This is a genomic window from Haloarcula mannanilytica, assembly GCF_005406125.1.
GTDB lineage: Archaea > Halobacteriota > Halobacteria > Halobacteriales > Haloarculaceae > Haloarcula > Haloarcula mannanilytica.
This window is the reverse complement of sequence record NZ_BIXZ01000001.1, coordinates 484,912-505,341: the sequence shown is the minus strand read 5'-3', so window position 1 is coordinate 505,341 and position 20,430 is coordinate 484,912. Positions and strand designations below refer to the sequence as shown.

Genomic DNA, 20,430 nt, shown 5'->3' with positions numbered 1-20,430 from the left:
CTCGATAGCCGTTGGCTTTTTATATTACCTGTGGTAATTGCTGGATATGGATTTACCGACGCCGCAGGACCTGCGGGAGCGCCGGAACGAACTCGGGCTGACCCAGAGCGAACTCGCAGAGCGGGCTGATGTCTCGCAACCGCTCATCGCCCGCATCGAGGGGGGCGACGTGGACCCGCGGCTGTCGACACTCCGACGGATCGTGACGGCCCTCGAAGAAGCCGAGGGCGGTATCATCAAGGCACGTGACCTGATGAACGCCCCTGTCGTCGGCGTCGCACCGGATGACTCCGTCCATCAGGCCAAGGAGTTGATGGACGAGAAAGGCTACTCGCAGGTCCCCGTCATCCGGGACGGGGCACCGCAGGGACTCATCGGCAACTCCGACATCCGACAGCGCCCCGAGGAAAACGTCGGTGAACTCCCCGTCGCCGAGGTGATGAACGAATCTATCGCGACCGTCGAACCCGACGCTCCCATCGACGAAGTCGACGCCTACCTGAACCACAATGCCGCCGTGATGGTTGTTGAGGGCGGGGAAACTATCGGTGTCATAACCGAAGCGGACATCGCGCGTACGGTCAGCTAACTCCAATTCTCAGAACCGGGAACCGCGATAGTGGGTCCATAATGCGTGTAAGAGGGGCTTAACGCCCAAAACAGTGTCAGGGGTATATGTCCATTCTCACTAACGAGATACGTATCGACATGCCCAATTCCAGCGACCCACTGTATGCCGAACTCGAAAAGGCTCTCGAGAACGCTGAAACCGAAGCCGCCAGATACCACATCCGACAGGCGCTCCAGATGCGAATCGCGGAGGAGACCGCGGGCAAAGACATCCTTTCCGCCTGACTGTATTCCGCTTCTCTTATTCACTCAGTTCGAGACTGCGAATCGCGACCGCTTCCTCGCCCTCGGTGACCGTGCCGATTACGCGAGCGTCCTCGCTGTCGGCGACGATCTCCTCGGCGTCGGCCTCGGGGACCGCGGCGACGAACCCGGTGCCCATGTTGAACGTCCGGTGCATCTCCTCGTCGGTTACGTCCCCTTCTTCTTGAACGAACTCGAAAACAGACTGGGCCTCGAAGGGGTCCGTGATTTCGTACCGGTAGCTTCCCATCCGCGTGAGGTTGGTCCAGCCGCCGCCGGTGACGTGGGCTGCGGCGTGCGTCTCGCTGGCCCGGAGCGGCTCCAGCACTTCGCTGTAGATCCGCGTCGGCGTCAGCAGTTCCTCGGCAATGGTCCTGTCGGGATTTGGCGGGAATGGGTCCGTGTACTCGTGGTCGCGCGTGACCGCTTCACGTGCGAGCGTGAGGCCGTTCGAGTGGATGCCAGATGAGGGCCAGCCGACGATGGCGTCACCTGGCTCCGCTTCGCCGGGGAAGACGGCGTCTTTCGGTGCCAGCCCGGCGCAGGTGCCAGCGATGTCTAGTCCCTTGATGACATCCGGCATCACGGCGGTTTCGCCGCCGACGAGCGCCACACCGGCCCGTTCGGCTCCCGTCTGGAGGCCTGCGCCGATGTCTTCACTCGTCTCCTCGTCCGGTGTCTCGACCGCGAGGTAGTCGACAAAGGCCACCGGCTCGACGCCGGCTGCAATGAGGTCGTTTGCGTTCATCGCGATGCAGTCGATGCCGATAGTGGAGTAGTCGTCGATGGCCTCTGCGACGAGGAGCTTCGTGCCGACACCGTCAGTTGCGAGCGCGAGGTACTGGTCGCCGATGTCGACAAGCCCGGCGTAGTCGCCCTCGAACTCACCGGCTGCGCCGATGAGCGCCTTTGTCGCCGCTTCGCTGGCGTCGATGTCCACGCCCGTTTCCGCGTAGGTCAGCCCCTCCGCATCTTCGCCGTCTGTATCGTCGGTTTCGGATTCGCTATCGGTCATACCCGAGAGCGTGCGTGGCGCGGGCAAAAGAGCGTCGTTCCGGCGTAGGTCGGCGACCTATTCAATTACCGTCTTAGGTCAGGGCATCTGAGGAAGGAACAGCAATCCGACTATTCCGAGCAGAATCGACGGAACCGCCACGACCAGAAACACCGGCGTGCTCCACTCGCGGACTGTTCGGCCGTCCAGCGGGCCGAACGGCAGCATATTGAAGCCGGCGAGCAGGAGATTGATCTGCAGCCCCATGCGGGCAACCTCCCAGAGGAAGCCGCTCGTACTCGACAGGAGCGCCGCGACGAACGGGACGAGAAAGATGACTGCGAGTGCGAGGTTCGTCACCGGCCCCGCGACGGCGATGAGTCCGTGTTGTTTCGCCGTGAGGCGGCCGCGGTGGACGACCGCGCCCGGTGCGGCGAACAGGAAGCCGACGAGGCCGCCCAGGACGGCGAACCCGAGCATCTGGTAGTCGGCCTGGAACGCGGCGATCTGTCCGAAGCGGACGGCGACGATCTTGTGGGCCAGTTCGTGCAGCAGGAAGCCGACGCCGACGGTCAGCAGGCTGACGGCGAACGTGCTGAGGATCTCGCTCGTCGACAGCCCACCGAACTGCAGGAAGACAATACGACGGAACTCACGTTCGAGGAAGAGCGTAAAGGCCAGCCCGAGCGCGAGCCAGGCGACGAGGAGATCTCTGACTTCACGCTGGCTGAAAGTGAGGCCGCCGACGGTCCGGCCTGCGGTGGTCCGCTGTCGTCGGCCCGCCATCAGAGTACCCCCACGAGGATCTGCGTCCCTTCGCGGATACCCTGCCAGAGGAGCCGCGAAACGCCTTCCATCCCGCCGATGTCCGACGAGATGTACGGCAGCAACAGCGGGAAGACGACGTAAGACGCGATTGCGCTCCCGACGTTCGTCAGGGCGACGACGAGGATCAGCCGGAACAGCGGGACCTGACGCATGCGATTGACGAGGTCCAGTATCGGCGACTCCTGGTCGTTGAGGATCTCGTTGAGCGTCGCGATGTCGCTGATGTTGACGGAGATATAGCGCAGTTCGACGTAGCCGGCGAACCAGCCGGCCGCGAGCAGCGGGAACAGGCTCGTCAGCCAGCCAAAGGCCCCAGCGGCGATGGCACTCGACCAGTGTGCGCCGGCCACCTTCGCCAGCCCGCCGGCCAGGACGGCGTTGACGACGACCAGCGCGACGAACAGCCGCAGCAGGACGGCCTGGCTCGCACCGCCGAGAATGAGCAGGCCGAAGAAGACGAGGAAGACGACGCCGAAGCCGTAGCCGACGAGTTTGTACAGCGACACGCGACGGCCGCTTTCGGTGCCGGTGAGTGACTCCATCGGCGGGAGCGTCTCCGGGTTGTCGAGGTAGCCCTCGATACCTTCGCGGTGGCCGGCCCCGACGACGGCCAGCACGTGATAGCCGGCCTCCCGAAGTGCGACGAGTCGGTGGGCGATGAACGCGTCGCGTTCGTCGATCAGTGCCTCTGCGCCGCCGGGTGAGAACTGCCGGAACTCCTCCATCATCGCACTGACCACGTCGGTGTCGGTCAGTTGCTCCATATCGAACTCCTCGACATCGGCTTCGCCCCGGAACCGGGTCAACAGTGCGGCGATTGGAATTCCGATGCCGGCCGCGACGACACAGATGAACAGTAGCGTGTCGAGCAGTCCCTCGACCGTGCCGGCGAGACCGCCCGGCAGGACACCCGAAAGTGTCCCGCCGGGGACGATGAACGGGCCACCGAAAGCCCCGGCGACGACGGCGACCATCCCGCCCAGGACAGCGCCGACGGTCAGTCCGACTGTCAGCGGCGGCCCCATTTCGGCCGCGAGACTGCCGATGAGCTTCAGTTTCTCGACGGCTGTCAATCGCGCCCAGAACCGCTGGACGGTCGTCTGGATGTCTCGGTCGACGAGTGCAACGCCAAGGCCCAAGCGCTCGGCGGTGTCGATCCCCGCCTTCATGTCCGCACCCGGCTCGATGTCGAATCGCTCACCCAGCCGCGTCTGGATGTACGACAGCATCCAGTAGGCGAGGAACTGGAAGACGGTGTTTCCGCGGAGGAGGTCGCTCGCGTCGAGGTCGTCGGGCGTCTCGCCCTTGATCTGGCGATACCGGCCCTCGTCGAGTTCGACGGCGACGATGTCGGGCTCTGTCTCTTCGATCGCTGATTCCACTTCCTGCACGCTGTGCTCGGAGACGTGAGCGGTTCCGACGACATCGACGCGCCCGGACCCTGACGGCTCCGGGAACTCGTCTGCCGCCGACTCCGCGTGTTCGGTCATCACCCGCGTTACACATTCGTTTCCTTTACCCTTGTCGGGTCCGGATGGCTGTCGAGAAACGGACCCCGAAATCATGTTCGTGGTATTGTATGTCTTCGTCAAACGACGACGATATTACCGACTGTTTTGTTAATATAGGCACAAATCTCGTGGTAACTACGGGACGGTAACGGGGTCGACTGAAACCCGACTCTCCGACCGATTCAAAAGACTGATATGTATGGGGTCGAACTGTATCGGATATACGATGTATGACCTGACTGGATTCCAACGGGACCTGCTGTATGTCATCGCAGGACTCGACGAGCCCCACGGGTTAGCGATCAAGGAAGAACTCGAAGACTACTACGAGAGCGAGGTCAACCACGGTCGACTGTATCCGAACCTTGACACGCTCGTCGAGAAGGCGCTCATCGAGAAGGGCGAACGCGACCGCCGGACGAACTTCTACACGCTGACCAAGCGCGGCCAGCGCGAACTCGACGCCCGGAAGGAGTGGGAAGCGCAGTACGTTTCCGCATAACCGGTTTTCGCGGCCTGTTCGACAGACTCAACCCAGGCCCTGGCTAACCTCGGGCCATGCCAACGGTATTGGAAACGTACATCGAGAATCGCTGGATGGTCCAGCCCAACCACTCGAACCACCTGGGGGCAACACACGGGGGGAACGTCCTGAAGTGGATGGACGAACTCGGGGCGATGTCGGCGATGCGCTTTGCCGGCGAGACCTGCGTCACCGCACGGATGGACCAGGTGAACTTCAAGCGGCCGATACCCGTCGGCGACACGGCCCTCATCGAGGCGTTCGTCTACGATACCGGCGACACAAGCGTCAAGGTCCGGCTCCGGGCCGCCAGAGAGAACCCCAAAACCGGCGAGTCCGAATCGACAACGGAGTCGTATTCGGTGTACGTCGCTGTCGACGAGGATAGGAATCCGGTCCCAGTTCCCGACGTGACTGCAGAAACCGACCGCGGCGAACGACTGCGACAGCGTGCCCTGGACGGGGAAGCGAAGCGGTGATGCTGTCGGCTCTACTCACGGGGCGAACATTGTGACCTTTATTCCGCTCCCCCGCCTACCACGACCATGACACTCGATGTCGAGACGCCGGAGCGACCGGCGCTGTCTACTGGCGTCGCTGCCGACGAGTACGACGACGCAGAAGTCCAGGGTGACGAATACCGGCGCGAGGAACTCGCCGAGGCACTCGATGCGGGCGCGTGGGAGAACGCGTTCGAGAAATGGGCCGCGGACGCGTCCCTCGATGCTGACCAGTGGGCAATCGTCACCGATCTGGACCTCATCGAGGAGTTCGACTTCTTCTGGGACTCCTTCGCGGGCCGCGTCGGCTACCACGCCCCGGGCCTGCCCGAGGACTGGCGCGAGCGGGAGATCCACCCGGACATCGACTCCTGGGGTACCGTCTCGGGCATCAACGCCGGCCTGACCGAGTTCGGCCAGGTCGTCTGTGAGGTGCTGGCTGACGAGTACATCGACTGGGAGGCCGAGGAGGTCGGCGCGGACGACCTCCCGGACTTTTAGCTACGCCGGCAGCACGCCCGCTAGCACAAACGTCTCCCGTCGGTCTTCGGCTCGCAGTACCTCGATGCCGGCGTCGGTACAGAACTCGACCGCATCGTCGGCCGCGTATCGCTCCGAACGGGGCGGCCCCTCGTTGCCAGCGCCCGCACGCGTCCAGTCGGCGATGGCCACCCGCCCACCCGGGACGAGCGCGTCCGCCACGGCTTCCATCGCGGCCGGCGATGCAAACTCGTGAAACGTCATCGTCGACACGACGGCATCGAGCGAGTCCGAAAACGGCAGACTCCCGATGTCAGCTGTGACCGGCGATACGTTGCTCGGAAGCCCTTTCTCCCGATAGCGCTCGTGCATCCCTCGCTGTACGTCGAGGGCGTACACGCGCCCGGCCGCGCCTGCGACGTGGTCAGTGTAAAATCCCGTGCCGCTTCCGAGGTCCGCCACGACTGTTGAGGAATCCGGGTCGAACAGCGCCAGCAATTCGTCGACCGAGAGGTACTCGTACCGGCTCGCGTCCTCCAGTTGCGCCGCCCGGTCGATATCGAACGTGTGAAAGCCCATCAGCCATCGGTTCGGGGTCGACGGGCAAAACGGTCAGGGACCGGCAGCCTGATAACGACCCACGCGCTTGCACCAGGTATGGCTGAAATCGTCACCCCACGTACGCGGGAGTGTGAACGGTGTGGACGGGTCGACGAGTGGGACCCGGAGCGACGCAGTTGGCGGATCGTCACCGAGGACGACACCAAGCAGTCCGGTGATCCCCACTGTCTTCACGAGTGGGACATCAACGGCACGTTCAATCCGCTACCTGAGTGACCGCCCGGTCTTTTGCTGTTGTCGCTTCTGTGCAGATACGTCTCCGGTAGAGCGGGTTCCGTACAGGAAACGCGGAAAATCAATTGTGTCGGACAGCCGGCCAGACCGCGATTGGTCGTCGCTACCGCGCTACGTACCCGTCTTTTCAGTCGCTTCTGCCGTCGACGGGGCGCGCGATTCATCGCTGTTCACGTTGCCCTGCTGAATCGTTATCGGCTCCAGCTCGACGGTTGCGGCGGAGTCGTCCTCGCCGATGACCTGTCCTTCGGTGATGTTGGTCGTCCCGATGAAACTCGTCTGTGTTCCGTTGTTGGTCCCGACCGCCGAGAACTGGTACTGGGTTTCGGACCGCACGCTCACGTTCGTGTACCCCTCGTCCGTGCCCCATTCGTCGTACCCAGTAGTCGAGTAGGGGACCGTCATCTCGAAGTTCCCGTTCTGGTCGGTCTGGGTGCGCTGGCGGTAGACGAACGTTTTGTTCGTGGCCGGGTTGCGCATCTGCACGGCGGCCCGCACTGTCGCGTTCGCCGGCCCGGAGCCTTCGACCGTCGCACCGGGGACGCGCTCGAAGATCTTCGTCCAGGCGGAGTGCTGGTATCGCGGACTGTCCGGGAACGCTTCGGTGTCACTGGAGCCGACTAAGCGGTAGTGCTCCATCGCGGGCACCCGTTCGCTGGGATTGTCGCCGTACCCGCCGAGCTGCGATGTCGAATCGCTCTCGACGTACTGGCGAGCCTGTTCCATGCTCTCGAACTGACGGTAGACCCGGCCCTGCTGTTGGCCTTCCGGTTCCTGTTCGTCTGTCGGCGCGCCGCGGTACTGTGCGCCTTGATTCGTCTCCTTTACCTCCCAGTCGACGACGATTGGCTGGGGTTCGGCTGCGCTCCCATGGAACCGGTACAGCCGGGTGACCATCGTTTCGTAGTAGGCCTGCTTTTGGAACGTTATCGACCGGAGACCACTGCCCTGGGGTACGTACATCCGAGTGTAGTAATCACTCCGCTGCACCCCGTCGACGAAGGCCGGTGGCGCGAAGAACTTCCCGCCGATGTTCCCGTTCGTTTCGGCCATCAACCAGTCGACAGCGACGTACCGCGTCTTCGCGTCATCCTCGTCCGTGCTCTCGAGGATATCGTTTGCCTGCGTTTCGTTCTGTGCGACCAGGAACGGTGCTGCCGTGTCCGTTCCCTGCTGGAACGGGTTCGCGTTCGGAACCCGTTCGGCCCGCGTTGTGATCCAGTGCCCGTAGTCCCACCATGACAGGACGCCGTACTGGCCCTGCTGATAGTCGAAGTCCTCCTGTTGCTGATAGGTGCCGTAGTAGTCGAGTGTCGACGAACCGCCGGAGCCGTACGCTCCTTCTGCGGGCGTGTTCGCTTCCATCCACTGGAGACTCTCGTCCCAGTTCTGAATACCCGGTCCGGGACCGGTAGCGCCTGCTTCGACCGGTGCCGTGCCGAGGGCAAACAGCGGGACGACGATGACGATAATCACCGCAAGAATCGTCAGGACCTGATAGTACTCGATGCCGTCGTCAGCGCTGAAATCGAACCAGACGATGAACCGACTGACGAGCATCCCCGACAGTACTGCGATCGGCGCGACGAGGTAGTACGCGAATCGCCGCTGGGTGAACGTCGCGGACAGAATGAACAGCGCCCAGACGACCACGAGTAGTTCTTCCGCGGGAGCGTCGTCGGAGAGGAACTGCTTTCCGAGCAGGATGAGGCCGCCGATCCCAGCGACGATGGTGGCGAATCCGTGTCGGTTGAACAGGACACCGGTGTCCTGTAGCGGTGAGGCTTCGCCGACGGTATCAGCCGTTTGGCTTACCGAGAACCCGAGGACCCGCGTCACGTTGTTCGTGAAGTATCCCCACAAGTCCGGGGTCAACACTGCCATCAGAACGGCCCCGAGAGCGAGGATTCCGAACACGGTCGCAGGATACGCGTACGGACTGTACTCGCGTTGCTCCATAACTCGGGCCAACCACGCCATGAACACGCAGCCGAGACCAACAGCCAGTGCCAGGCCCGGCTGTAGCAGCGATTGCTCGGTTGCTGTGATCTCTAGTACGGTAATCCTAGATGCACTCAGCACGGCGGCGGTCGTCATCGTGATTGCGCCCGCGATGGCCGTGTGTTCCGGGCTGGAGTCGTGGACGTACTCCAGACACAATCGAACCAGGAAGAAGGCACCGAGTATCCCGAGCAGGAGCACACCGGGAGCCCATGTCCAGAGATACAGCGCAATCGCCACGCCCGCAAGCACGGACCAGCTGATAGTATCCCGCAACGCGTCGATGTCCCGCTCCAAGAACTGCTCGTAGATCGGCTTGTCCCGCGCGGCGACGCTGACGGCGACCATGACCCCGAGGACTCCCAGCACCTGAAAGAGCGCTTCAGCGACGTGGTGGTCGGACGAGCCGACTCGGCTCCACTGCAAGAGCGACCCCGTTGAGAACGCGAGCACGGTGACCGCGGTCACACCGCCGACGCGGCCGCCGAGTCGCCGTCCGATGAGGTACGTCGGAATCGCAACGAGCGTCCCGAACACAGCCGGTGCAAACAGCAGCGTCATTGCGACCGTCTGGTCGCTGGGGGAACCGAGACCGATGATCAGGGCGACTGTCGCAACGATCTGGTCGAACAGCGTTCCGAACTGTCCGTTAGTGGTCCCGTACGGGAAATACGTCCAGGGGTCAAACGGCATCGTCGCAGGCCAGTTCTCGACGACGTACTGCGTCGACCGGTAGTGATACCAGGCGTCGTTTCCGCTGAACAGCACCTCGCCGTCAACAATAAAGTTCTGCCAACTCTTGACGCGATTCCACAGCATGAACCCGAGCAGTACCAGGAGGACCGGAACGTGGTACCAGCGCTCGGCCCACTCCAGGGCGGACTCGAGTTCGGGGTTGTCGTCAAGATAGCCCCGTGATTGACTCATTGCACGGAAAAACTGCCAAGGCGCGCATAAGCCTTTTGACCTCCGTGCGGGCCCAGGATGGAAACGCCTAACAGCACCGCTGGCACACCACCGACTATGCGAGTCTCGGTCGTGCTCTGTACGCACACGATGGAGCGATACGACGACTGCCGAGCGGCGGCCGAGAGCGTCTTAGACCAGACCTACGACGACGTAGAACTCGTGTTGGTCTCGGACGGCAACCGAGAAGTGTACGAACAGTACGAATCGGACTTTGGCGACCGGGCCGACGTTCTCACCTACTGTAACGACGAGAACGTCGGCTTGCTGGAGAGCCGGAACAACGGGGCTGAAGTCGCAACCGGCGACGTAGTCGCGTTCTTCGACGACGACGCTATCGCCGACGAGGAGTGGGTCGAGGCCTTAGTCGATGCCTACGAACGTCACGACGCGCTCGCAGTGGGCGGCCGGATGACCCCCGCGTGGGTCGCCGGCAAACCGAGCTTTCTCCCCGAGGAGTTCTACTGGCTCATCGGCGTCACCCACCGCGGGTTCGGCCCGAACGGCGACCCAGACGAGGCCGGCGTCGTCCGCAACACCTTCGGCTCGAACATCTCCTTCGACCAGGACGTGTTTCTCGACCTGGGCGGCTTCGACGACGACATCGGCGGGCGGCAGGGCGAGAAGAACCTCCAGGGCGGTGAGACGGAACTCTGTGCGCGCTTGCGCACCGAGTACGACGAGGGGGTGTACTACACGCCGGACGCGCTCGTCGCCCACAAGATATTCGACTACCGAACTGACCCCGGCTGGCTGTTAGACCGCGCCTTCTGGCAGGGGTACTCGAAGCGCGGAATGGAGGTGTTCGTGCCGGAATCGACCGGCGAGGAGTCCGACTTCCTCGGTGATCTCCTGTTTCGGTTTGCCCCTGCCAGGATCCGTAATCTCGTCCGCTCGCCGTCGGTAGCCGGCGTGTTACAGCTCGTGTTCCTGTTTGCTCTCACCGCCTTCGTCGGCTTTGGTTACCTGTACGGGATGACTGTCTGGGGGTAACAGATGACAGGGACAACACACCGGAACGAAGGCGAGGCAGAGACACGGAAAACGGACCTCCCGAGCGTCTGCGTAGTTACGCATCCGCTTGCCGCCGCCGGCGAGAACGCCACGCGGAGCCTGCTTGACATCCTCTCTGCGATCACGTCGGTCGCACTCGTGACCGCGGACCTGCCCACCGACTCCGAGATCCGCGACCGCCACGAACTGGTCGAACTCACGCAGAAGGGGGCGGGTAACTCGGTGCTAGTCGCCGCCTTCCGGTTCCTCCTGAACCAGCTCCGGATGTGTCGCGTCATCGCCGACCGGGACGAGGACGTGGTGCTCTTCTTCGGTGCCACGTCGTACCTGCTGCCGATTGTCGTGGCTCGGCTGCTCGGGAAGACGGTCCTCGTCGAACCCCGCGGCGACGTACCGTTGACGCTCCGGCTGAACTGGGAACAGCAGTTGCCCGACAAGGTGGCGGCCGGACTCGCCGGCACGGTGCGCGCACTCGAACGGGCCGGTTTCGCCGCGGCCCACGGCGTCGTCACTTACACGCCGGAGATGGCTCGCCAACTGGACCTGCATCCGGAAGCCCCGACGGTGTATCCGACGGGCGCGCGATACGTTCGAACAGACGAGTTCCGCGTTCAACGGCCCTATGCGGACCGCAACCGGGTCGTTGGGTTCCTCGGGCGACTCGACGAGGAGAAAGGGATCCGAGCGCTCGCTTCCGTCGCCGCCGAACTGCCCGACGACGTAACGTTCAGGTTCATCGGTGACGGCGACCTCCGGACGTGGCTGGAAGCCGAACTCGCGTCGGAAATCGACGACGGCACGGTGGAACTCACTGGCTGGGTAGATCACGACGACGTTCCCGCCCAGCTGAACGACCTCTCCCTGCTCGTGCTGCCGTCACAGCCGACGGAGGGGCTCCCGACGACAATCCTGGAGTCGCTGGCCTGTGGGACGCCGGTCCTGGCTTCTCCGGTTTCGGGTGTTCCCGACGTTGTCCGCGAGGGCGAAACCGGCTTTCTCCTCGATTCGCGGGACCCAGACGCTCTCCGGGAAACGATACTCGACATCCTTGCCAACGAGGACCGAAACAGCATCAGCGCCGCCGGGCGTGATTTGATCGAATCGGAATACAGCTTCGAGGCGGCCTGTGAGCGGTACTGTGGTATTCTCGAATCAGCCGCCGGCTACTCGTCGTAACCCAGCCGTCGGAGTCGTTGCTTGACCTCTTCGTCCATGTCCGGGCGCTGGACATCGTCCGCCTGCGTCGCCCGGACGAGTTGCCGGTGGTCATCGAGCTGTTTGCGGAGCCGCCGCTCCTGGGATGGGTGGTCCTCGATGACGTTTACTTGCTCTTCAGGGTCGTCCGTCAGGGCATACAGCTCGTCGGCTTCGTCGTCCTCGTGGGCGATGAGCTTCCACTCGGGCTCTCGAACGCGGATATGCTCATTGCCATCGCTATCACGGTACCCGCCCAGAATCTCGGCGCGGTCCCACTCCCCGTCGAAGACAAGCCGCCGGAGGCTCTGTCCGAACCAGTTGTTCGGAATATCGAGCCCGACGGTATCAACGAGCGTGCAGGGTAGGTCGGTCAGCCCAACCAGCTCGTCGTAGCTTCCCGTATCGTCCCAGCCGTTAATCAAGAGTGGGACGTGGTTTTTCACGTCGAGCAGGCGGGCTCCGCCGAAGTAGCCATGTTCGAGGAAGTGGTCGCCGTGGTCTGCTGTCAATGCCATCACGTAGTCGTCGCCCCAGTTCGACGCAACGGCGTCCATGAGGCGGCCGACCTCCGCGTCGTTGAACTGTATCTCCGCGTCGTAGAGGTCGATGAACGTCTGGTACTCTTCCTCCGTCACCGCCTCGGGCTCCTCGATGAACTTCCTGCGAAGCTGGATAGAGTCGCTGTCGGACACCGGCTCGTCCCGGAACTCGCGCTGGTACTCCTCGGGCGGGAGGAATGGATGGTGGACATCCATGTAGTGCGCCCAGACGAACGACGGCGTCTCATCGTCGCTGTCCTCGATGAACTCAATCGCTCGGTCCGTAATTTCGTCGGCAGGGACGTGATAGGACCCGACGTTGACGCCCTGCGAGGACTCGATGAAATCGTAGCCCCGCTTCAGGAGGGTTAGGAGTCGCCCGTCGAGGTTCGTCTTGGCCCACTTGCGGAGCTTCGAGGTGGTCGACTCGTCGGGCGCCGAGTCGTAGAACTCGTCCCAGCCTCGGTCGTAGCCGAACTGCCCGGAGACGTAGAGATTCGAGTGAAACCCGCCGGTACGGTAGCCGGCACCGTCGAGTACTTCCGAGATAAGCGTCTGTTCCTCGGAGATGCGTTCGTGGCCGCCGTACATCATCGGCGTCACGCCGGAGAGAATACTGGGAAATGAAAAACGGGTGCCACCGACATGCGAGAACGCGTTCATGAACGTGCTGCTCTCTTCAGCATACGCGTCAATATTTGGCGTTGTCTCTCGCTCGTACCCATGGTATCCCACGTGGTCCGCTCGGAGCGAATCGATAGTAACGAGGAGGATATTGTTCATGCTACTGCGTCCGCCAGTGGCACAATTAAGGATTGCTATAGTATCGTTTCCGGCATGAGAAGCAGGGCTTTCGTGCGGACCCGCGCCGAGATGACTACGAGGACGACAGCGTAGACGACCCCACCGAAGCCGGCGAGCAACAGCGTCCCGGGCCGACCTGGGGGGATCATCGTGGAGACCGGTGAGACTGCGGCGGCCATCAGCGCGGCGGCGGCGACCTGCGTGCCGAGCGTCCGGTACGGAATCCGGACGGAGCCGACTATTCCATTGAGCATCCAATAGCCGACCAGCGCCCGAATCACCGATGACAGCGCGGTGGCGATGGCCGCCCCCGTCCAGCCGAGTTGCCAGATGAGAACCGCGTTCAGGATCGCGTTCGAGACGATGAAAACCATGTTAACGCGGAACGCTGCGTCGGGCCTGTCGACCCCGTTGATGACATTTGTGAACTGGGAAGCGAACACGTCAGCAATATACGCCGAGATGAGGATGAGCAACACTGTTGCGCCTTGCTCGAACTCCGGACGATAGAACCGGAGGACTCGGTCGCCGATGACGGCCGCGCCGACGAACCCCGGGATGACGAGGATACCGCTGAACGCCAACGCCTCGTCGAGGTAGTGGACGATACGGTCGTAGCCGTCCGTCGTGCTCAGGTCGCTGACCTCGGGAAACAGCGTCTGGCTGATCGACGAACTCGCGATGGCAAGCATCGATGCGATACCCCACGCCGCCTCGTAGATGCCGATGAGGGATGCACTGACGAAAAACGAGAGAAAGATGGTGTCGAGCCAGCCGAAGACCCGGCCCCGGAGCGCTCCCATCCACGCGTACTTGGCGTAGTCGACGAGGCTCCGGAGCTGAGCGACAGTGGGCAGCGCCGGCCGCCGCTCGCTAAGCGGGAAGGCGGCCAGGGCGGCGACAGCCAGCGACAAGGCGTGGCCCAGCGCGATACCAGCCACACCCATCGCCGCCAGAAGCGCACCGACCTGCAGGGCGGTTCGCGTCACGCGCTCGCCAGCCTTGAGCCAGCCTGTCGTAGCGACTCGTTTCTGCCCCTGCAGGCTCCCCTGTGCCGTGCGGTATGCAACCGTTGCGACCAGCATGACCACGATCTCAACGTCATAGCCGATGAGGACCTGCATCAGCTCGCGGTTACGGGAGACGATACCCCCAAGAAGCTCGCCGGCCGCCAGGACTAGCACGCCGAGTACGCCAGCCATAGCCACGTTGAGCAGGATGCCTCCGCCGATGAATTCCGCAGGACTGTCGCCTTCGCTGATGCGTTTTTTCATCGCATTCGCGACGGCGTTTCCGGGAACAACGAGCCAGAAGAAGCCAAGCGAGACGATAACTGAGTACCGGCCCAGCCCGTCCGCACCAAGCACGACGGCGATGAGCCACGTCGCTGCGAACCCGGCCAGCGAAACGACCACCTGCGAGACGAAATGCGAGAGGGCTGTCTTACCGAGCCTCATTCCATGTAGCCCAGGTCTCGGAGCTGGCGTTGGACCGTGTCGGAGAACTCTTCCTGCTGGCCCTCAGACACCGGCTGGCCGTTCGCTTCAATCCAGTCGGTCAGGGCAGACTGTAGCGACTCGGCAACTTCAGGGTGTGCCTCGCGCACGTCGGTCTCTTGGTCGGCGAGGTCAAACAGCTCCGCACCTTCTTCGCTCTCCTGATAGCGCCACTCTTCTGTCCGGAGCGCGTTCAGCGTCCCGGTGTGGAACGCCGAGTAGTCGAAGTCAGGGTTGTGTGTGAGCAGTTCCTCGTATGTGTTCGGACCCCGCTGCGAGACGGCGAATTCACGGCCCTCCTCACGGAGGTCGACGCCGATGGTATCCGAGCCGTCCACGCCGGCGACTTCGAGCAGCGTCCGCATCACGTCGCTGTGCTGGATGATGTCGTCATCCCCAACAGACAGCGGCTCGTCGAGTCCGTTGATGACGAGCGGGACGCGGGTAACGGCGTCGTTCAGGACGTAGCTATGCGAGAGTAAGCCCCATTCGCCGAACAGTTCGCCGTGGTCCCCGGTCACCACGACGACAGTGTCGCCGAGATCGAGCGAGCGCAAATGTGCGACGAGCCGCCCCACCATCTCGTCTGTGTATGCGATCTCCGCGTCATACATCGCACGGAGCGCGGCCCATTCGGTATCGGTCAGCTCGCAGCCGTTTGCGATGATTTCATCGAGGTTGTAGTGGATCTCGAGTGCACGTTCGGCAGCCTCGCGCCCGGACATCGCAAGGTCGTCGGTGAAGGCATCGAGGTATTTCCCTGGCGGGTAGTAGGGCCGATGTGGTTCGTTGTAATGCAGATAGAAAAAGAACGGCTCAGACTCGGATTCGAAGTCACCCAACCATCGCTTCGCGACGCCGTTCATCAGCAGTGGCGACGCGTGTTTCGCCGTGTCCGTCGTCAGCCCGGCCGAGTGGCTCCGGATGTTCCAGAGGTACGAGGCGAGGGTCTTTGCACCGGCCCGGTGAATCGTTGAGGACGCGAGCCACTGAAACCGATCGAAGCCGCGGTCGAGATTGGTTGCAGAGCTAACATACGAGTTGCGGGACAGGCAGGCCGTCCGGTAGCCGGCGTTGCGGAACCGCTCCGCGATGGTCGTAATACCGTCCGGAACCGCGTTCCCGTCGATGCCGATGTTCGTGTGGGTCGGAGCGTAGCCCGTCAGGATCGCACCGCTGGAGGGCAGCGTAGATTTACCGTGGGCGATGCACGTATCGAACCCGTGGCCCGAGGCGGCTAGGTCGGCCATCTCCGGGGTCGTGTCGCGCTCGTAGCCCCCGATGGTCGTGTGATCTGACCGGAGGCTGTCGAGAGTAATCCAGACGATATTCGGCGTCGACATACAGTGTGGTTTCTGATGATTTGTCCTCCGGTAATTTATATTCCGGTTCCGGATGGAGACGGATGATTTATCACAGACGGTGAGATACCCGAACGCATGCCCGAGAGCCCGACAGCTGACACCAGCGCCAGCGAGCAGCTCTCCTATCGGCTTCGGAAGTGGCTGCTCCAGCGGGCCACCTCGATGGCCGGCGCTGACCAGCACCAGCGAATCGCAGAGGGTGACTGGGACGTGCTGCTCGTTCTCGACGCCTGTCGGCTTGACACCTGTCGGGACGCTGTCGACTGGCCGGTCCAAGAAGTGACCACACCGGCCAGTTGTACCCCGGACTGGCTCGCGGCTGCCGCAGACCGGGGCCTGTTCGCCGGGAAGGCAGTCCTGACTGCAAATCCGCAGTATCAAAAGTTCGAATTCGAGGCCGACTCGATAGAACACTTCTGGCAGAGTCACTGGGACGAGCGCCGCCAGACCGTGCTGCCCGGACCGGTCCTCGATAGAGTCACCGAGCACGTCAGCGGGGACTCGCCACCCGTTATCGCACACCTCCAGCAGCCCCACTGGCCCTACGTCGCGCGAATCGACGACCAATGGGAACTCGCATACCCCGATCTCGGTCCGTGGACGGACGGTGACGAGGAGATAGCTGGCATGCAGGTGGCGATGGCCCGTGGGAAGATCGACGTTGAACGGGCCTACAGCGCCTATCGAGCCTCGGTACGGAGCATCTGGCGGACGCTACTTCCGGCCATCGAGTCGTGGGTCGCCGACGGCCACACCGTCGTCGTCACCGCCGACCATGGTGAGGTGTTCGGCCGCCTCACTGACGCCACGATGTATGAACACCCCTGCAAGGTCGGAATCCGACCGCTGACGGCTGTCCCGTGGGTCGAATTCGATTCGTCCCAACCGGACACGGTCGATGACGGGACTGTCCAAGACCGCTTGGAAGCGCTGGGCTACGCCGAGTAGCCGAAGTAGATAAGTATTAAATGGACACGTAGCAGAATTGAGACAATCATGGTGCTGGTCGTCCTCGGTATCGACGCGCTGGACCCGGAGTTGGTAGACGCTACGGACCACCCAAACCTCACCCTTGACAGCCACCGGTCCATCGAGACGATAAACAGCGTTGAGGGGGAGCCAAGTACCCACGAACTGTGGCCGACGATTATCACCGGGCTCACTCCCGAGGACCACGGGCTGAAACTGGATGACGGCGTGGCCTGGGAGAACCCCCTGCTACGGTACGGGAGCGCGGCTGCGAACTACGTCATCCCCGACGGACTCCAGACCAGAATCGGCGCGTGGCTGCTCAACAACACCGGCGAAGACGCGTTCCGCGTTCCGGCGACCTACTACCAGAAAAACGGGATATCGACGGTGTTTGACGGCCGCGAGGCGGCGACCATCGGTATCCCGAACTACGTCGTCGATCCCGAAAACGAGGACCGAGAGCACAGCCTCCGGCGGAACCTCGGTGACCTGTTCGAACGCAACGGGAACGCCCCGGGGGGCCACACCTCGGCCGACCCAGTGGCGTTCTACGAGCAGTGTCTGGAGATGTCGATGGTTCGCCTTGCCCGGGCGCGAAGAGCGCTCCGGGGTGGGCAAAAAGAGCTTGTTTTCGCGTACACGAGTGGTCTTGACCTCATCGGGCACGTCTCTTATGACCACCCGACGCTCCAGATGCAGGCCTACGGTGAACTCGACGAGTTCGTCGGTGAGGTCGTGGGTGATCTCCGCGAGGACGACGAACTCCTCCTCGTGAGCGACCATGGCCTCCAGGACGGCGTCCACACCCACGAGGCGATGGTGGCGGGCACGTCGCCGCGTCTTGTCGAGGAGATCGATAGCGTCCTCGATGTGCGAGCAGCAATCGAGGCGGAACTGCGCCACCGCGATCACAGCGGCCCGGACGGCGAATCTCTTTCTATAGAGGACAACGACGCGGTGACATCCCAGCTCGAAGACCTCGGCTACATGTAGCACGACGTAGTGAGATTTATACTGGCGACGTGATTCCCGTTACGTGTGACTAGTATTGCCCTGGTCGTGCTGGATACCCTCCGCAAGGACGCCTTCGATAAACACTTCGAGTGGCTCCTGGGGACCAAGTTCAAACACGCCTACGCGCCGAGTCACTACACTGTCCCGTCACACGCCTCGCTGTTCACTGGGCTCTATCCGAGCGAGACAGGCACGAACGCGAATTCCCACCAGTTCACTCCGCCCAACCCCCCGCTCGCCCGCCGACTGCAGGACGAGGGACTGGAAACCCACGCCTTCAGCGCGAACGTCCAGATTTCCAGACAGTTCGGCTGGGACCGGGGATTCGACAGCTACAACGGCTCTTGGAACTCCAAACACGCCAACGCGACCGACGACATCTTCGAGTGGAATGCGTTCATCCGGGAACACCGCGACGAGGGACCACAGCGCTATCTCAAGGCGCTGTGGGCGTGTGTCTCCGGCGACTGCGACACGGTCCCGAGTCTCAAACACGGGCTGGAGATCAAATACCGGACCCATACCGTGTCCGACTCCGGGGCACAGGAGGCACTTTCACACGTCCGTGGGACAGACTTCGCGGACGACGCCTTCCTCTTTATGAACCTGATGGAGGCCCACGGGCCGTACAGACCGCCAGAGGAGTACCGCACGGTAGAGTTCGAGGAAATGCCCGGGTTCGCAGAGTCCGTCCAGGAGGAGCCGGTCGACGAGGACTACGCCGAGACCATCCGGCAGGCCTACGACGACTCGGTTCGGTATCTCTCCGAGAAGTACGAGGAGATATTCGCGGAACTCCGCGATGAATTCGACTACGTGATCACGCTATCCGACCACGGGGAAAACCTCGGCGAGAAGGGGATCTGGGGCCACGGGCTGGGCCTTTATCCGGAACTGACCCACGTCCCGCTCTCGATATGGGGGGTCGACAGTGGGGAGACGCGCGAAGAGGTTGTCAGCCTCATCGACGTTCACCGGACGATACTAGCGATGGCCGGTGTCGGGGACACCGAGTACGAGGGTCGCGGGCGGGACCTTCGGTCGCCAGTAGCGCATGAACCGCAGTTGACGGAGTATCTCGGCCTGAACATGTGGCGCGAACGGAAACTGGAGGCGGCCGGCCAAACCGACGAATACTCGACGTACGACCGGGAGCTGTACGGTATCGCCACAGCCGAGGACTACTACGGGTACGAGGACTTCGACGAGGAGTTCGTCGAATCCGGGACAAGCACTCTCGAAGCCCCCCGTGACCGGATGGACGAGTTGGTCGACGACCTCGATACTTCGGAGGGCGACGACGACATTGCCGTCTCAGACTCGATGATGGAACGTCTCGAAGACTTGGGGTACGCTTGAGGTCGCAACCGTTTTGCCCGACCTCAGCGAAGGCCAATCACCGTGGCTTCGTTGGATATCTGTTTCGTGGTGAACGCGGTCGGCGAAGGGAGCATCCCGGCGGAGATTGCGACGGCGGTGACACGGCACACCGACCACACTGTCGATATCTTGACGTGGTTCAACTCGGGGCAGTTTGCCGGCGAAGAGCTACTGGACGTTCGGTCCCTTGACGCGCCGGATACGGCGCTTGGTATCGATTCGGACACGTACCACCGCGCTGCGCGCATCCTCTCAGAGTACGACCTCGTCCAGGCCCACCACAACCACTCTGCGGCGTTTACAAAGGTCATTGCGCGACGGGTCGGCGTCCCGGCCGTCTCCCGTGAGGGAAATACCCGAGATGGGTTCACCCGGAAGGGCCGGATAGCAAACGGTGTCACTAATCCGCTTGCCAGACGTGTCGTTTGTATCTCCGATAGCGTTTATCAATCGTTCACCCGCTGGGAGCGGGCGATACTGCCCAAAGGAAAGGTTCGGCAGATCCCGAACGGCGTCCACATAGACCGCATCGACGAGACCGCGCCTGCACTACCGGACGGCGTCACCCCAGCGGACGACGCTTTCCTCATTGGGAACGCAGCCATGCTTTACGAACAGAAGGCCCAGGACACGCTGATTCGGGCCGTCGCCGAACTGAACGACCGGGCCGACCGACCGGTCGAACTCATTATTTGTGGCGACGGCCCCGAACGGGCACGTCTGGAATCGCTCGCCGAGACACTCGGTATCCGATCACAGGTCTCCTTCGCTGGTCTGGTCGGGCGCCGAGCCGTCTACGCCATGGCGAAAGCTGTCGACGCCTTTGCGATGCCGTCCCGCTGGGAGGGGTTTTGTTCGGCCGTCGCCGAGGCACTGGCCGCGGAAACCGCGACGGTACTCTCGGATATCGACACGTTCAGAGAACTGTATGACGGCGCGGCGCTGTATCATGCTGTCGACAACGTCGGCGGTCTCACGGACTGCCTGGAGATGCTGTTGACGGACGAATCACGCCGCGAGTCGCTGGCCCAGGCAGGTCGGGACCTGGTGGAAGAAAAGTACACTATCACGGCCGTTGCAAAGCAGTACGGCGCACTCTACGACGACATCGTGGAGTAG

General features: G+C 62.7%; 20 protein-coding genes. 12 read left to right on the top strand and 8 right to left on the bottom strand.

The features are described 5' to 3' along the window. Positions 1 to 46: 46 nt before the first annotated feature. Positions 47 to 589 (top strand): CBS domain-containing protein, encoded by a 543-nt coding sequence (locus Harman_RS02465; RefSeq protein ID WP_137682235.1) that lies wholly within the window; start codon positions 47 to 49, stop codon positions 587 to 589. Positions 590 to 675: 86 nt separating this feature from the next. Beyond that, positions 676 to 855 carry a hypothetical protein gene (locus tag Harman_RS02460; RefSeq protein ID WP_137682234.1) on the top strand — a complete coding sequence of 60 codons (180 nt, stop codon included), beginning with the start codon at positions 676 to 678 and terminating at the stop codon, positions 853 to 855. Between the two features lie 16 nt (positions 856 to 871). Here Harman_RS02460 and purM read toward each other — a convergent pair whose 3' ends face one another. From purM to Harman_RS02445, 3 genes are all read right to left on the bottom strand, one after another. Next, complete coding sequence (gene purM, locus Harman_RS02455; protein WP_137682233.1) at positions 872 to 1,888, bottom strand: phosphoribosylformylglycinamidine cyclo-ligase; 1,017 nt, start codon at positions 1,886 to 1,888, stop codon at positions 872 to 874. 78 nt (positions 1,889 to 1,966) lie between these two features. Then, positions 1,967 to 2,653, bottom strand: a complete 687-nt coding sequence (locus Harman_RS02450) for a site-2 protease family protein (protein WP_137682232.1) — start codon at positions 2,651 to 2,653, stop codon at positions 1,967 to 1,969. Further along, complete coding sequence (locus tag Harman_RS02445; protein WP_137682231.1) at positions 2,653 to 4,185, bottom strand: TraB/GumN family protein; 1,533 nt, start codon at positions 4,183 to 4,185, stop codon at positions 2,653 to 2,655. Before Harman_RS02445 ends, Harman_RS02450 begins: the two co-directional genes overlap by 1 nt. 247 nt (positions 4,186 to 4,432) lie before the next feature. Here Harman_RS02445 and Harman_RS02440 point away from each other — a divergent pair, with 247 nt between their 5' ends. From Harman_RS02440 to Harman_RS02430, 3 genes are all read left to right on the top strand, one after another. Next, positions 4,433 to 4,708, top strand: a complete 276-nt coding sequence (locus Harman_RS02440; protein WP_137682230.1) for a PadR family transcriptional regulator — start codon at positions 4,433 to 4,435, stop codon at positions 4,706 to 4,708. 56 nt (positions 4,709 to 4,764) lie between these two features. Beyond that, complete coding sequence (locus Harman_RS02435; protein ID WP_137682229.1) at positions 4,765 to 5,208, top strand: acyl-CoA thioesterase; 444 nt, start codon at positions 4,765 to 4,767, stop codon at positions 5,206 to 5,208. Between the two features lie 66 nt (positions 5,209 to 5,274). After that, a complete protein-coding gene (locus Harman_RS02430) occupies positions 5,275 to 5,730 on the top strand; it encodes a hypothetical protein (protein WP_137682228.1) in 456 nt (151 codons plus the stop codon). Here Harman_RS02430 and Harman_RS02425 read toward each other — a convergent pair whose 3' ends face one another. After that, positions 5,731 to 6,288, bottom strand: coding sequence for a class I SAM-dependent methyltransferase (locus Harman_RS02425; protein ID WP_137682227.1), 558 nt, complete (start codon positions 6,286 to 6,288; stop codon positions 5,731 to 5,733). Positions 6,289 to 6,366: 78 nt separating this feature from the next. Here Harman_RS02425 and Harman_RS02420 point away from each other — a divergent pair, with 78 nt between their 5' ends. Continuing rightward, positions 6,367 to 6,546 carry an HEWD family protein gene (locus Harman_RS02420; protein WP_137682226.1) on the top strand — a complete coding sequence of 60 codons (180 nt, stop codon included), beginning with the start codon at positions 6,367 to 6,369 and terminating at the stop codon, positions 6,544 to 6,546. A gap of 129 nt (positions 6,547 to 6,675) precedes the next feature. Here Harman_RS02420 and Harman_RS02415 read toward each other — a convergent pair whose 3' ends face one another. Next, a complete protein-coding gene (locus tag Harman_RS02415) occupies positions 6,676 to 9,492 on the bottom strand; it encodes an oligosaccharyl transferase, archaeosortase A system-associated (RefSeq protein WP_137682225.1) in 2,817 nt (938 codons plus the stop codon). 96 nt (positions 9,493 to 9,588) lie between these two features. On the opposite strand from Harman_RS02415, the gene aglG reads away from it, so the two are divergent. Both aglG and Harman_RS02405 read left to right on the top strand, forming a co-directional pair. After that, a complete protein-coding gene (gene aglG, locus Harman_RS02410) occupies positions 9,589 to 10,524 on the top strand; it encodes a glucosyl-dolichyl phosphate glucuronosyltransferase (RefSeq protein ID WP_137682224.1) in 936 nt (311 codons plus the stop codon). Positions 10,525 to 10,527: 3 nt separating this feature from the next. Further along, positions 10,528 to 11,721 (top strand): glycosyltransferase family 4 protein, encoded by a 1,194-nt coding sequence (locus Harman_RS02405; RefSeq protein WP_137682223.1) that lies wholly within the window; start codon positions 10,528 to 10,530, stop codon positions 11,719 to 11,721. Here Harman_RS02405 and Harman_RS02400 read toward each other — a convergent pair. Genes Harman_RS02400 through Harman_RS02390 form a run of 3 tightly spaced genes read right to left on the bottom strand, consistent with a single transcriptional unit; the run spans position 11,709 to position 15,924 of the window. Beyond that, positions 11,709 to 13,064, bottom strand: coding sequence for a sulfatase (locus Harman_RS02400; RefSeq protein WP_137682222.1), 1,356 nt, complete (start codon positions 13,062 to 13,064; stop codon positions 11,709 to 11,711). The genes Harman_RS02405 and Harman_RS02400 overlap by 13 nt on opposite strands. A gap of 35 nt (positions 13,065 to 13,099) precedes the next feature. Next, a complete protein-coding gene (locus tag Harman_RS02395; RefSeq protein ID WP_137682221.1) occupies positions 13,100 to 14,542 on the bottom strand; it encodes a lipopolysaccharide biosynthesis protein in 1,443 nt (480 codons plus the stop codon). Further along, positions 14,539 to 15,924, bottom strand: a complete 1,386-nt coding sequence (locus Harman_RS02390; RefSeq protein ID WP_137682220.1) for a sulfatase — start codon at positions 15,922 to 15,924, stop codon at positions 14,539 to 14,541. Before Harman_RS02390 ends, Harman_RS02395 begins: the two co-directional genes overlap by 4 nt. A gap of 96 nt (positions 15,925 to 16,020) precedes the next feature. On the opposite strand from Harman_RS02390, the gene Harman_RS02385 reads away from it, so the two are divergent. Genes Harman_RS02385 through Harman_RS02370 form a run of 4 tightly spaced genes read left to right on the top strand, consistent with a single transcriptional unit; the run spans position 16,021 to position 20,430 of the window. Further along, a complete protein-coding gene (locus Harman_RS02385; protein WP_137682219.1) occupies positions 16,021 to 16,893 on the top strand; it encodes a hypothetical protein in 873 nt (290 codons plus the stop codon). Positions 16,894 to 16,941: 48 nt separating this feature from the next. After that, complete coding sequence (locus Harman_RS02380) at positions 16,942 to 17,910, top strand: alkaline phosphatase family protein (RefSeq protein ID WP_137682218.1); 969 nt, start codon at positions 16,942 to 16,944, stop codon at positions 17,908 to 17,910. A gap of 45 nt (positions 17,911 to 17,955) precedes the next feature. Next, positions 17,956 to 19,290, top strand: coding sequence for a sulfatase-like hydrolase/transferase (locus Harman_RS02375; protein ID WP_137682217.1), 1,335 nt, complete (start codon positions 17,956 to 17,958; stop codon positions 19,288 to 19,290). A 42-nt stretch (positions 19,291 to 19,332) separates the two neighbouring features. Next, positions 19,333 to 20,430, top strand: a complete 1,098-nt coding sequence (locus Harman_RS02370; protein WP_235007144.1) for a glycosyltransferase family 4 protein — start codon at positions 19,333 to 19,335, stop codon at positions 20,428 to 20,430.

Coding starts and splice junctions, on each gene's coding strand:
- Harman_RS02465 (WP_137682235.1), top strand. CDS start 47: ATGGATTTACCGACGCCGCAGGACCTGCGGGAGCGCCGGAACGAACTC.
- Harman_RS02460 (WP_137682234.1), top strand. CDS start 676: ATGTCCATTCTCACTAACGAGATACGTATCGACATGCCCAATTCCAGC.
- purM (WP_137682233.1), bottom strand. CDS start 1,888: ATGACCGATAGCGAATCCGAAACCGACGATACAGACGGCGAAGATGCG.
- Harman_RS02450 (WP_137682232.1), bottom strand. CDS start 2,653: ATGGCGGGCCGACGACAGCGGACCACCGCAGGCCGGACCGTCGGCGGC.
- Harman_RS02445 (WP_137682231.1), bottom strand. CDS start 4,185: ATGACCGAACACGCGGAGTCGGCGGCAGACGAGTTCCCGGAGCCGTCA.
- Harman_RS02440 (WP_137682230.1), top strand. CDS start 4,433: ATGTATGACCTGACTGGATTCCAACGGGACCTGCTGTATGTCATCGCA.
- Harman_RS02435 (WP_137682229.1), top strand. CDS start 4,765: ATGCCAACGGTATTGGAAACGTACATCGAGAATCGCTGGATGGTCCAG.
- Harman_RS02430 (WP_137682228.1), top strand. CDS start 5,275: ATGACACTCGATGTCGAGACGCCGGAGCGACCGGCGCTGTCTACTGGC.
- Harman_RS02425 (WP_137682227.1), bottom strand. CDS start 6,288: ATGGGCTTTCACACGTTCGATATCGACCGGGCGGCGCAACTGGAGGAC.
- Harman_RS02420 (WP_137682226.1), top strand. CDS start 6,367: ATGGCTGAAATCGTCACCCCACGTACGCGGGAGTGTGAACGGTGTGGA.
- Harman_RS02415 (WP_137682225.1), bottom strand. CDS start 9,492: ATGAGTCAATCACGGGGCTATCTTGACGACAACCCCGAACTCGAGTCC.
- aglG (WP_137682224.1), top strand. CDS start 9,589: ATGCGAGTCTCGGTCGTGCTCTGTACGCACACGATGGAGCGATACGAC.
- Harman_RS02405 (WP_137682223.1), top strand. CDS start 10,528: ATGACAGGGACAACACACCGGAACGAAGGCGAGGCAGAGACACGGAAA.
- Harman_RS02400 (WP_137682222.1), bottom strand. CDS start 13,064: ATGAACAATATCCTCCTCGTTACTATCGATTCGCTCCGAGCGGACCAC.
- Harman_RS02395 (WP_137682221.1), bottom strand. CDS start 14,542: ATGAGGCTCGGTAAGACAGCCCTCTCGCATTTCGTCTCGCAGGTGGTC.
- Harman_RS02390 (WP_137682220.1), bottom strand. CDS start 15,924: ATGTCGACGCCGAATATCGTCTGGATTACTCTCGACAGCCTCCGGTCA.
- Harman_RS02385 (WP_137682219.1), top strand. CDS start 16,021: ATGCCCGAGAGCCCGACAGCTGACACCAGCGCCAGCGAGCAGCTCTCC.
- Harman_RS02380 (WP_137682218.1), top strand. CDS start 16,942: ATGGTGCTGGTCGTCCTCGGTATCGACGCGCTGGACCCGGAGTTGGTA.